The 12503-nt window shown below is 41.8% G+C and carries 9 protein-coding genes and 1 tRNA gene; 3 read left to right on the top strand and 7 right to left on the bottom strand.

The annotated features are described in order from the left end of the window. The first annotated feature begins 2 nt into the window (after positions 1-2). Positions 3-1154: a peptidoglycan-binding protein gene (locus HCR01_RS07840; RefSeq protein WP_193195686.1), complete on the top strand. Its 1152-nt coding sequence runs from the start codon at positions 3-5 to the stop codon at positions 1152-1154. A gap of 130 nt (positions 1155-1284) precedes the next feature. Here HCR01_RS07840 and HCR01_RS07835 read toward each other — a convergent pair whose 3' ends face one another. The 7 genes from HCR01_RS07835 to lipA form a co-directional block, all read right to left on the bottom strand. Continuing rightward, positions 1285-1740: a Fur family transcriptional regulator gene (locus tag HCR01_RS07835; protein WP_162395449.1), complete on the bottom strand. Its 456-nt coding sequence runs from the start codon at positions 1738-1740 to the stop codon at positions 1285-1287. A gap of 324 nt (positions 1741-2064) precedes the next feature. Next, positions 2065-3315, bottom strand: coding sequence for an RNA polymerase sigma factor SigC (gene sigC / locus HCR01_RS07830; protein ID WP_191756309.1), 1251 nt, complete (start codon positions 3313-3315; stop codon positions 2065-2067). 918 nt (positions 3316-4233) lie between these two features. Next, positions 4234-4938, bottom strand: a complete 705-nt coding sequence (locus HCR01_RS38530; RefSeq protein WP_226889191.1) for an O-antigen ligase family protein — start codon at positions 4936-4938, stop codon at positions 4234-4236. A 579-nt stretch (positions 4939-5517) separates the two neighbouring features. Continuing rightward, on the bottom strand, positions 5518-6852 hold the full coding sequence (locus tag HCR01_RS07820) for a hypothetical protein (protein WP_226889190.1): 1335 nt from the start codon (positions 6850-6852) through the stop codon (positions 5518-5520). 377 nt (positions 6853-7229) lie between these two features. After that, entirely contained in the window at positions 7230-8447 is a 1218-nt protein-coding gene (locus HCR01_RS07815; RefSeq protein WP_193195685.1) for a hypothetical protein, read from the bottom strand. 501 nt (positions 8448-8948) lie between these two features. After that, complete coding sequence (locus HCR01_RS07810) at positions 8949-9968, bottom strand: NAD(P)H-dependent glycerol-3-phosphate dehydrogenase (protein WP_193195684.1); 1020 nt, start codon at positions 9966-9968, stop codon at positions 8949-8951. A 131-nt stretch (positions 9969-10099) separates the two neighbouring features. Continuing rightward, on the bottom strand, positions 10100-10978 hold the full coding sequence (gene lipA, locus HCR01_RS07805; RefSeq protein ID WP_193195683.1) for a lipoyl synthase: 879 nt from the start codon (positions 10976-10978) through the stop codon (positions 10100-10102). Positions 10979-11113: 135 nt separating this feature from the next. Here lipA and HCR01_RS07800 point away from each other — a divergent pair. Together HCR01_RS07800 and HCR01_RS07795 are read left to right on the top strand one after the other, a co-directional pair. Beyond that, a tRNA-Pro gene (locus HCR01_RS07800) sits at positions 11114-11187 on the top strand. Positions 11188-11381: 194 nt separating this feature from the next. After that, positions 11382-12386 (top strand): DUF6745 domain-containing protein, encoded by a 1005-nt coding sequence (locus HCR01_RS07795; protein ID WP_193195682.1) that lies wholly within the window; start codon positions 11382-11384, stop codon positions 12384-12386. The last annotated feature ends 117 nt before the right edge of the window (positions 12387-12503 follow it).

Genomic DNA, 12503 nt, shown 5'->3' with positions numbered 1-12503 from the left:
ATATGGAAAACCTTGCGTATTTGCACTTAGCTTTCGCCTACGAAGACAGCGAACCCAATGAATTAGTCTCTCTCAGTTCTTTGTTAAACAGAGCAGCAGCGCCAGACTGGAAACGGCTTTCTAGTAAGGCGTGGAAGTATATGCTTCCCCTTGCTATAGCTTTGTCCATTCTCAGTGCTGTTAGCAGCGTCATGGCACTGGAAAGAGGCGATCAAGGCCCTTCTGTCAGGAATTTACAACAACAGTTGAAAAGAGCAGGCTTTTATCCAGCACCAGTCACCCAAGTGTATGACTTCTCCACAGAAGATGCTGTGCGACGCTTTCAAAAAGCCGCTGGCTTACCAGTGGATGGCATGGTTGGAGCAACAACCCTACAAAAATTAGAACGCTGGCGGACAACGCCTGCGAGTACACAAGCCAAAAAACCTAGTACTACGAGAACACAAGCCAAAAAACCCAGTACTACGAGGACACAAGCCAAAACAACTAGTACTGCTAAATCAGCGACTAACCAGCGCCGTAACTCCAACTACCTTGTTAAGGGTGATGAAGGTGAAAACGTCAGAGTTTTACAAGAACGGTTACGAGTCGCAGGCTTTTATTACGGGAATGCCACGGGGATATTTGGGCCAATTACCGAAGAAGCTGTTAAGCGGTTTCAAAATTCTTATAAATTAGACGCTGACGGGATTGTCGGCCCGGCAACACTAAGTAAATTACCGCCAACAAGTATTGGTGATGGAGAAGATTCTCCTAAACGGGTAGTTGATCGAAATAAACTCCGCATTGGCGATCGCGGTGAGCCAGTTAGAGTTCTTCAACAACATTTAATCCAAGCAGGATATTTAGAAGGAGAGCCAAATGGTTACTATGGCCCCTATACCGCAGATGCCGTACGTCGATTCCAGGCATCAAATTACTTATCGGCAAGTGGTGTTGCCGGCCCAACGACCAGAGGTAAGTTATATAACCTAGTTAATACTGCTCCCAAAAGCGAGTTTAACGTCCTGGAAATCCAAACGCGGCTACGAGAGCGAGGTTTTTATAAAGGCGAGCTGAACGGCGTGATGGCATCTGACACCAAAAAAGCGATTAAACAAGCCCAGGAATTCTACGGTATCAGTCTCAATGATCTCAAGAGCGGACGCTTTTAGCATCCGCTTAGGAGTTGCTAGCATGAGTTCCCCAATGGTTGTTTGCCTCCGATAACAGCGAATACAAATAGCTCAAAATTCCACTTATTTGGTTAATTGAGTAGTTTCGCATTGTTATCTCACTCAGGAACTAAAGCGGCATCAGTGCTCGTTGGCACTTGGGACAAACCGCATGAATTGTCATTTGACAATCAAGCAGATGAAAACCTTCTTTTTGTGCAGTTTTAGCTCCAATTTTTAAAATAGAGTCGTTTTTGAACTCAATAGTTGAGTTACACCTAACACAGATCAGGTGATGGTGATGATGCGGGTAGGGCTGGTTGAGTTCATAATGCTTATGTCCCTCTCCCAGTTCTAGTTCCCGCAGAATTCCCATCCTTGCCATCAACTTTAAAGTCCGATAGATAGTTGACAGACTTATTCCTTCACCGTCAGTTTCTAGACGATGATAAAGATCTTCCGCACTGAGATGTTCACCTTGTGGAAGTTCCTGGAAAATGTGTAAAATTGTTTCGCGCTGGGGAGTTAAACGCCAGCCTCGCTCGTTTAGTTCTGCCTTAAGTGAAGTAGTTGTGTAGACAGTCATACTAATTTTTCTCAACAAAGCTTGTTAGTTGAGAATATAACAAATATTTTGGGCAATTTGCAACAATCATTGCTTATTGATAAAATTCCTAAATACTGAAGTGCAATTAATCAAATCTTAATGAGAAATTAGGTAATACGTGATCCCCACCCTAAACATATCCTGAGAATAAGTCTGCAGACAATTCGGTTAAATTAAATGCAAATAATTTGCTATAGCCTCATAAGAGGCTATAGCTTTGGGGATCAAATCAGTTAATTGTCCTTAGTCATTTGTCATTTGCAGTTTTCTAATGACAAATGACAAATGACAAATGACCATTGACTAGCTTAGAGACTCCAAGTAGTCACGGATGAGGTTACGTCGCTTGGGTTGGCGCAGCTTTTGCAAGGCTTTAGACTCAATTTGCCGTACTCGTTCCCGCGATAAATCGAGAGCGCGTCCAATTTCGGCTAATGAGTAAGGATGACCATCTGCTAAACCAAACCGCATCAGAATTACGTCGCGCTCCCGGCTAGTTAAGTCTGACAAAAGATGATGCAAATCTCTTTGTAAAGATTCTCGCATTAACATCTCTTCTGGAGTTACACTATCGGTTTCGAGTAATTCACCTAACTCAGTGTCCTTATCCTTTCCGACCTTGGTTTCTAGAGAAACAGAGCGAGGAACCCGTAACAAAACTTCACGTACTTGGGTAGGTGTCATTTCTAGCTCAATTGCTAAATCTTCTAAGGTGGGAGTACGACCTTTTTCTTGAGCAATTTTGCGTTGAGCTTTTTTGATTTTGTTCAGCTTTTCTGTAATATGAACAGGTAGGCGGATCGTGCGACTAGAAGTAGCGATCGCTCGTGTAATACCCTGACGAATCCACCAGTAGGCATAGGTACTAAAACGATAACCCTTGGTTGGGTCAAATTTCTCCACAGCTCGCTCTAAACCTAGTGTGCCTTCTTGAACTAAATCCAACAATTCCAAGCCGCGATTTTGATACTTCTTAGCGACAGACACAACTAGGCGAAGATTAGCCTTAATCATGTGTTCTTTTGCCTGGAGTCCTTGGGACTGAATTTGCTCCAGTTCTTCTACCGTCAACTTGGCAATTTCAGCCCAGCGACGTTTACCATCTGCTAAAGTCGGTCTGAGATCCGATACCATCACTCCAGCAGTAGCAGCCCACCTTTCTAGCGAGGGGCGATGTCCCAGTTCAGAAGCCAGACGCTCCTGAACTTCAACTAATCGGAGATAGGGTGAAATCACTTCATCCCCTTGCTTTGCGGCATTAGCAAGTACTATCCGCATCCGCAAGTAGCGCTGGACTTTTTGGGCTTCTGAAACCTCTTCATCCCGCCCTAACAACCGAACCCGACCAATTTCCTGAAGATATAGACGTACCAGGTCAGTACTGCGACGGTTAGTGTTAGCAGCAAAGTTAACAGGGTCAACAGAAGCCATCTCCAACTCGTGCAGATCATCTACCGGTAGCTCACTGTCATCAATCGTGAGATCCGGGTCTAAGACCTGTCGGGACTTTTGGGTATTGTAGGCGGCATCTGCGTAAAAAGATGTTGCTGGCATAGGGATCGTCTCAATGGCTCCAGGTAACAATAGATTACGGTCAGCTAAGATTTACGTTCAGCTATTTAACTGTTGCTATTGTTCCCGTGATTCAAGATGAACTAACACGGTTAAGGATTCCATTACAGTTTTTTTTGAAAATACTTGCAATGGTTTTATTAGATACAGTATTACTGAACTTAATCTGCTACTAAGTTTTTGATTGAACCAATAGCTATTCAAATCTACAGCTAGGTTTTAAATTCCAAACTACCTAGTTAATAGTTCAACTTTGACGGTTTTTGGATGTTATTTTTGTAACTATGTATAAACATATTTAAGTAAAAATCATGCTTATAATTGGCATAGTCATATTTACATGGCTATAAAAGTAATTTCCTGACGATTTACAATTTTTCCCTAGAGAATATTCGGAAATAAGTATAGCTAATAGATTATTGGGAACAGATTAGTAATAACGCCAAAAATGTTACTGTCAGCTAATTGTTGATTAACTATTCTCACTAGTACTGCTACTCTACGGGAAATCAAAAGTCAAAAACCGTTTTTTCTGCTGAGCTTTTTAGGGAAATCCAATGAGACAGCCCTGTCACCCACAAGGAAATAGGGTTTTACGCGCGAACAATAAAAGTTAATACCCCAAAGGTGTGAGCATTTCTATCACCATCAGCGTCTTCAGATTGCAAAAAAGCGATCGCCTTTTTTTAATTACCTGCGAGAAAGTCCATCATCGCTCTAGGATAAGACCTTTTTTCGTTCTAAAAGGCTGTCGAACCGTAATTATTGCCTGCAAATTTTGTAATTGCTTGTTGGGAATGCGCCTAAAACTCCGCTGACATTTGTTGTGTCCATTGTGGCTCTGGTTTTGGCTGAGTGCTACCCAATAATAGACACAGCGAACAGATGATGGTAGCGCTTTTAAGGTGTAATTTTCGGGACACGGGACATTCCACATATACTAAGCGACCACCAAGCTAGATGCGTAAATTGGGCGCACTCAAACCAGGTGAAGGTAAAGACAAGGTAGGCAATAAAGACTGCTTCAATCCCACGGTAAGGTGAGTTAAATACATGCCACAGACATAATGCTAACAGAGTTAGGTAGGATGTCATCCCCAGTAACCCTACTGATAAAGTTGTATCTAAAATTAGATTGTGTGCCTTGGTTGTGGGTAGTTGTCTCGTTTGCATCTGCCCGTTTTTGTCTTGATAGTCGAAACTAAAGTCACCCAAGCGAGTAACTTTAGCTATTGTTCTACTGTGGCGCACATTAGGATAAGCTGCGCCGAAGCCATTTATACCCCATCCAAGTAAAGGACGCTGACTGATTCCATAGTTGGCCATTTCCCACAGATAAACCCGGTCGGATGTGATTTGTTTAATTAAAGGGAAATTATTGATTTGTCTGGTGCTGGTAGTGATGCCAATGACGAGCAGACACACGAGCGTTGCTGAGACTAAAAGCTTATAATGCTGGCGTCCTAATAAGTAGATACTCGCTGCTAATAAGGCTAATAATCCCGCCCTGGTTTGAATGAGCAGCAAAGCTGGGATAATCAAGATGCCAGCAGTTGCAGCTTTTGGTGTGTCTATCCATTGCCACTGCCAACCTACAAATGTCATAACTGCCACTGCTGCTAGGACAAATGACGCATGACCCCGATGGGAATATAAACCTATTGGTTGCTGATTTTGGAAAATTGTACTCCGTAAGATGTTGTCTTGTATTTAGCTGCCCTGTTGTGGCGGTATAATCGATGCGCCAGTTAATGGCTTGGGGAAAGATGCTGATTGCAAGGATGACTCCGCCAATCACTAAACCTTGTAGTTGAAAACGGGCTAGTTCTGGATGCAGCCTTAACAGCAAGCTATTGCTGAGAGTGAAGATAGCGATGAGCAGCCAGTAAAGCAAGCCGTCGCCCATCTGTTCTTGACCGAATAGGGAACGCCAGGGGAAAGGACTAGCGAGAGTTGTAATTAGCCCAATTCCCAAAAATATTTCCCACAGTAACCTGTTAATTTTCCAACTTTGAGGCAGCTTTAGGTTTTCCCTGTCTTCCCACAGAATTAAAAAGTTGAGTATGCAGATAAGCCCAATGGTGAATACTTCTGGTTGAGTTCAGATTTCTCCACGCATTGCACCAATTGGGTTGATGAGAATGATGCTGAGGGAAAACAATAAGGTGTAGAGATATTTCACTGCTATTTGTCTAATCTAACTTTTAGCGCTTTCACCATACCCCACGCGCTGAGTGCTAATAATCCAAATGCAGATGTGGATTCAGGAACAGACTGAGGAGAACTTTCTTGAGAAAATGGGCGCATTTTGAAACTACCCATACGGTCGTTAAATGCTAGTTGAATGGGGAAAGCTGTTTCTTCTGTTGACCCAAACAAGGAATCGATGCCAGTGATTTTAAAGTTGGAAATACCAGAACCAAATAATGATGTAAAATCTACACTGTCTCCCGCACCGAATTCGCCCAGTATTCTATCTCCTACTGAAACAGTAAATCGATTGTCTGGGCCAACGGGGAAATCTAGAATTTCAGTAAATAATGTGTCATCAAGCGCTTGGAATTCAAAACCATAAGGCGTGTGTGGATCATACCACCGGCAACCAGGTACGTCACGGAAGACTTGCCAATTTCCCTCTTTTGCATTGGGAAGAATTGGATTTTGTTGAGTTCCACCGGGGCGTTCTCTACCTACACCACCGCCTCCGCTACTACCTACAACATACGGAAAATCTGCCTCGTCGTTGAATACTGTAACATTAAGTTCATAGTTACCTCGGTCTTCCCCTCGATTACCACCATTAGCAGCACCTACTTTTAGATTAATGCTGCCATCACTGGATACAAAACCTGTCAGTGCAGAACCGAAACCATCTCCTACTGGACTACTATCATTGTCGCCCTTCGTCCGATAACCATACCCATCATATGCTTCTAACAATGTGTTTGGATTGCATCGATTTCCAGGTATGTCATTGTCAATATAGGCGTAAAACTTGGAACCTGGAGGAAGTTTTTCTATTTTATATGGATTATTTTTAACACCAGAAAATAGGCTACCTGGAAGCTTTTTGAAAGTATTAAATGGTATATATTCCCAACCCCATCTGACTCCATCATAAATATTAACTGTCTTTTGCTGATTTACAGTATTTATGATTTCATCAACTAAATAAACTTCTGCATAGAAATAGGTTTTTCTATTAGGAGGAGGATAATTGTAGGGAATATCTAGGAAATAGTTTGGTGTAGCAGCCCCATTTGTATCGTAGTAGGGATTTTCTATCTGCCAAATAGGCTTATCTATTTCATCTCTTTCAAACCCATCATAATTATCTATAACTCTTTGAATCCAGTGGACACTATTTCCTCTAGGATCATCTCCCTCCGGTTTGTAATTAATCCTGAAAGAAGCCCCAACTCCTCCAGTTCTATCCGGTTTTTCCCCACACAAGTCCCCAAATAAAGGAGTGCAGGGATAATACTCTTTTATATCAAAACTACCATCTAAACCACCCAATCGTACAAATTACCAGTCAGGTTCGCGCCATCCAAACCTGAGTAAGCTTACTAATTTGTCTGTGCCTCCCGGCTTTACCTCTAGAACTTTCCCAAAGTCTAAAAAAGACCGTGGATCATAAAATGGCCATGCTTGCAATTGTACTAAGCCTGCTGTTTGTGTTATTGGATCTTCAAAGATCTTTATTAGAGGTCTTCCATATGGATTGTTAACTTGGACAGCAAAACTTGACTGACTTTGTAGCGTGGCAAGCAGAGTCGTTGTCAATAGAATAAAAGGATTTAAGCGTGATAACATGGTTGTACAATTTGTAAATATTAACTACCTTGGAAGAGTATTTATATCTCCGCAAATAGCAATTTTGATGTCGTTTAAGTTCAAGGCTGGACTAAACGAAACTCTACTTGAGGTGTAGATACCATCCCTGTCCAAATATCTTCTATTAAGTTCGTATTCATAGTTTCTCGGTGATATATCTCTGCCACTGCATCTTTGTTATTATAGGTAAGCTGAATTTGATAGACACCCGCTTTAAGAGCTTCAAAACTCCAATAACCCCTATCTCCGGCATCAATATTAAGGGTAAACTGGTTCCGCTTGCACCAAAAAAATAAGGTGTATGGAAAGAAGGTCAAATTTTCTCCTGGCATAATTAGTGGAAAATCAGATACTAACGGTCTTTTGGTGATTCTGGAGAAATATCCCCGCAAACATACTTGATTATTAGCTTCCACAAGTTGAGGAATTATAGTAGCAAAAAAGCTAAAGCGGACTGCCGTGGATGTATTATTAATAATGCGAATTCCTAACTGCATACGAGTCTCAATACCGCGCTTTTTTTCTGGCAGTGTCAACACTCGTTCTGGCATCAAGGTTTCAAAGCAGATACCATCTACTTCTATTGCATTGTTATGAGATCCTACAGGTTCAACAAGACGAAAATTTACGAATTGAGTCGCTAATTGCACCGCACTTAATGTTTCTCTCGTTTGCAGATCTGAGCTAGATTCACTGTTACCGAGATTACCCCATATAAATCGAAGCTGATACTTTCCTAGTTGGAGACCATCAAAAAACCAGGATTTGTCAAGAAGGCTAAAAATGATTGGTGAATATCTAGGGCTGTTAATAACTTGAAGTTGCAGATGGTTATTTTGCCAAATCAGCCTTAGAGCTAAAGTCAAGGGTATATGTAGTCCCGAATTGATTAAACGAGGATCAAATACTCTAGTCTCACTTCGCTTTAGCAAGTTGGCTAAGTTTGATACGAACTGTCTCAACCAAATTCCAAAACCTGACTGGGGAGGTATGTTCCTTTGAAGTTCGTCAACAGGTTCATCTAAAGTTATTTGCCCTTGTAATACTTGACCATCTAATGTCAAAAGCTCTGGAATTAAGGTTTGATTGGGGTTGAGATGACAAGGATTTGGCGTATTATTGATTAGGTAAACCTTAATTTCCACAATTTCTACAGAGATACTGGAATCAGAGCGATTTTCCGGGATAGGTAACACTATAAGATCGGGTTCCCAGATTCTTAAATGGATACCATCTATTTCAAAGAAATTGCTTTCATTTGATTCAACAGATGTCATGTTGCTTACCTGCTAAATTTTTAGTTTTTCACGCGCCATCAGACTGATTGGCGTATGACTTAATAACATTATCCCGAAAAAGCTAAAACCACAGCTAAAACTATCGCTCTTAAGTGACGCATTTGATATTTCAAGTGTGTTGCGCGAGGATTTTGTAGAAACAATGTTTCAACCAGAGGCTGAAAATAAATTCTGTACTGCGGCGCTACATCTGAGCAATCAGAAAACATTAAGACAAATGTAAGCTCCTCTTGAGCAGGTGATAGCCTAAGATTTACTGAATTATTAAAACAGCATCTACTGAATTAAAAAACGAAACTTTATGAAGTTAATCTAAACTGAATGGTAATTAAAGAGTTTAATTAAAAAAAATTAAAGATAAAAAAATTAGTCCAACCGTCGCTTTGCTAAAATATATTTAATACGGCTGGGCTAATTTTTTCTTTGCAAGTGTTTTACCTCTTGTCAGATAGTAAGTTCGTTTGCGCTTACGAGTACTAGTTAATAGTTGTACTCTGGTTTGATATTTCGCAGCATCAGTTCATCAAGGGCTTGTCGGGGAGAGACTTCATTCTGAAGCAACCGATAAACTTGCTCGGTAATTGGCATAGCAATATTTTGCTGCTGGGCTATTTGCACCAAAACTCGGCAAGTGTTGACTCCTTCAGCGGTTCCTTGTAAATTGGCGAGAATTTCTGTAAGTGTCTGACCACCAGCTAGTTGGTAGCCAACTTGATAATTACGACTCAGGGGGCTGTTGCAGGTTGCTAGCAAATCTCCTAAACCTGACAAACCGTAAAATGTTTCCGTATTTGCACCCCAAAGATTACCAATACGAACCATTTCTGTTAGCCCACGGGTAACTAAAGCAGCTTTGGCATTTGTTCCTAGTTGTAAACCATCACACACACCTGATGCGATCGCAATTACATTTTTCAGTGTTCCCCCTAGTTCCACACCCAAGGGATCAGGATTGGTATATACCCGAAGCAGATTAGAAGAAAATGCCAGCTGCACTACTTGGGCTGCAGTGGGAACGTTACTGGCTACTACCGTTGCAGCTGGCAATCCCAGTTCTATTTCTTTAGATAAATTTGGCCCTGACAGAACAACCACTCCATGATCAGGGAAAGCTGTTTGCCAAATTTGCGAAGGTGTGCATCTGCTTTCTGGATCTAAGCCCTTGGTCGCTGTGACAAAAATCGTCTCAGGAGAAACAGGGAAAGACTGTACTTGGGAACTAACATCACTCACACCTTTCATCGAAATAGCAGACAGGACTATTTGGGCATTTTGTAGTACGGCTTCGAGTGTTTGTGATCCTTGACGTGACCATACGCGCACTCTATGGCCGTTGGCCGCTGCTAGATTTGCCAGAGCCATACCCCAAGCGCCCGCACCAAGAATTGCTATGGATTTAGGATTTTTAGATAAGTCTGTAGACGCTTCTGTGGTTTCCCGCGGGGTGTGCTGAGTTCCGGCACTCAGAACTTCGGAGATTTGGGATTTGGGATTAATCATTACTCAAGAGTCAAAAGTCTCCATATCGCCTTACACTCTTCGCTCACCAATCTGAAATCCGTTTTGAAAAGGTCTGAGCAAAGAGAACCTGCACACCCTACGGGAAGCAAGCTACAGACTTTCCGCAAAATCTAAAATTGACTGCGGGGGTAACGTTCCATTAATTCCCTCACTTGTTCTGCATGATATGAACTTCTTGTCAAGGGAGACGAAACAACTTGTAAAAATCCTAGTTCCTCGCCGAATGCTTTCCAGGCAGTAAATTGTTCTGGGTGGATAAATTCATCTACTTTCAAGTGTTTTTGGCTGGGCTGGAGGTATTGCCCGATTGTCAAAATATCACAATCCACTCCTCGCAAGTCTTGCATAACTTGGCGGATTTCTGCATCTGTTTCACCGAGTCCGACCATGATACCGGATTTAGTGTATGTCCAAGGAGCAATTTGACGCGATCTATTAAGCAATTCTAATGTGCGATCATAGTTCCCTTGGGGACGCACCCGGCGATAAAGGCGTGAAACCGTTTCCGTATTGTGATTTAGTACTTCTGGTGCAGCTTCTAGAATTATTTCTAGAGCATCCCAATTGCCGCACAAGTCAGGAATGAGTACTTCAATTGTAGTGTGCAGCGAGATAGTGCGAACCGCTTTGATACACTGCACAAACTGGGATGCACCACCATCCGGCAAATCATCTCGGTTCACAGAAGTGATAACAACATGATTGAGTTTCATCCGGCGAATGGCTTCTGCCAGTCGTTCAGGTTCGGTAGGATCTAGTGGTTTGGGTTTTTTCTCAAAGTCAATATCGCAGTAAGGACAGGCGCGTGTACAAGCTGGCCCCATAATTAGAAAAGTGGCAGTACCAGCATTGAAGCACTCACCAATATTCGGACAGGACGCTTCCTCGCAAACCGTATTGAGGGCTAAATCCCGCAAAATTTCTTTAACGTTAGCAACGCGCTCCCGCTGAGGCGCTTTCACCCGCAACCAGTCTGGTTTTACAGTCACAATCCACTTTCATTAATAAAGTTATCTACATCTAATCGTAGCAAGCAAAGCCCTTGGGAAAGTAATCTGTGTAGATGTAGTTTTGTCATTTACTACTGGTTGTGATATTTTAAGTGTACAGTGCCATCTTTATGGCGGGATGTAGCGCAGCTTGGTAGCGCACTTCGTTCGGGACGAAGGGGCCGCTGGTTCGAATCCAGTCATCCCGATTTTTATGTAATTAGCGATAAAAACAGACTTACTAATGTGCTGTTGACTATATTTTTATGGCGGAAATCTTGGTTTGCCGCTTCATATTCTTGATTGCTTTTTTGCTTTTGGTACTGGCATTAATTTATCAAATTAAACTAGATGATACACGTAACTGGTTTAATAAAAATAATCACATTTTTTGATTCGCAGTATGTCGCTTGACAGCTTGACTCCAGAGCAAAAAGCTTTGATACCTCTTACCCGTGAAAAATGGCAACATTTTGAGCTATCTACCAAAGCAATTGACCAACAAAAAGCAGCAGATGCAGTCAATGCAATATACATTACACTTGGACTTGCCAAGCCAGAAATAATATTTGTTAATAGTCCCAATGCGGCGTTGGAATACATTTGGAGTTTAGTGCGATCGCATTCCTACAATACACTAGGTAGCGCGATCAATAGTCAGCATTGGAGTAAACTCTACAGCAATTTGCACTCATTATTACTTGTGCAACTACCCGTGACGCTGCAAAATGACTTACATTCGGCTTTTGAAAATCATTTTGTCAAACAGTTTACAACTCCGCTAAAACAACAGTTAGAAAACCAGTGGCGAGATATTGCCTATCAACAGTTTGGTAACAAATACCGAGAAATTCTCAAAAATATATTTTCCAGTTGCCAAAAGCCAGAAAGTTTAGTTGCAGGAGGTAGTTTCTTTGAATTTTGCATAAATGCTTTCAACTATCGGCAATTTCAAGACAAGCTGCTGATTTTAGAAACATTCACCAAAAACTGTGGCTGGACATTTTTCTTCAATAATATTTGTATTGTTTGCGATCGCCCTCAAAAAGTCAGCTTCGATAGCAAGAATCGTCTCCATGCAGAAGACGAAGCAGCAATTGTGTTTGAAGATGGCTATAGTTTATACGCTAACTCCGGTCAAATTCAACGGCAACACCAGCCCAAATCAATAGATGATGCTGCTTGGGCACGCTTATTAGAAGAACTTAATGCAACTGAAATTGATTCCTGGGAAGAATACAAGCTTTTTTACACGCTTTTACGCATCGGGAAGCGAGTCAACGTCCAGCCTCATCATTTTCTCAGAGCAATTAATTCCGACACAGGGGAAGTGCGAGTCATTAAAATACCACTGTATATTACATCCGCACGCGAGGCAGTAAAGTGGATAAACCGAGGTCAAGGCTGAAGAGTTTTTGTGAGATTCTACAGGTTAAGCTTCAACGATTCTCGGTGCTTCTGTGAGTTTTGCGATCGCACAGTTCAAGTAGACTTGGAATCATCTGCATTCTGAGCCTTGTCTTAT

The sequence above is a fragment of the Nostoc sp. MG11 genome, from assembly GCF_014904695.1.
In the GTDB taxonomy this organism is placed as follows: domain Bacteria; phylum Cyanobacteriota; class Cyanobacteriia; order Cyanobacteriales; family Nostocaceae; genus Komarekiella.
Note: the sequence above shows the minus strand (reverse complement) of the source record. Positions and strands in the feature narration are given on the sequence as shown.

Bases quoted from the DNA above. Each gene is read 5' to 3' on its own strand.
- HCR01_RS38530 (WP_226889191.1), bottom strand. From the start codon at position 4,938: ATGACATTTGTAGGTTGGCAGTGGCAATGGATAGACACACCAAAAGCT.
- HCR01_RS07835 (WP_162395449.1), bottom strand. From the start codon at position 1,740: ATGACTGTCTACACAACTACTTCACTTAAGGCAGAACTAAACGAGCGA.
- HCR01_RS07795 (WP_193195682.1), top strand. From the start codon at position 11,382: ATGTCGCTTGACAGCTTGACTCCAGAGCAAAAAGCTTTGATACCTCTT.
- sigC (WP_191756309.1), bottom strand. From the start codon at position 3,315: ATGCCAGCAACATCTTTTTACGCAGATGCCGCCTACAATACCCAAAAG.
- HCR01_RS07815 (WP_193195685.1), bottom strand. From the start codon at position 8,447: ATGACATCTGTTGAATCAAATGAAAGCAATTTCTTTGAAATAGATGGT.
- HCR01_RS07840 (WP_193195686.1), top strand. From the start codon at position 3: ATGGAAAACCTTGCGTATTTGCACTTAGCTTTCGCCTACGAAGACAGC.
- HCR01_RS07810 (WP_193195684.1), bottom strand. From the start codon at position 9,968: ATGATTAATCCCAAATCCCAAATCTCCGAAGTTCTGAGTGCCGGAACT.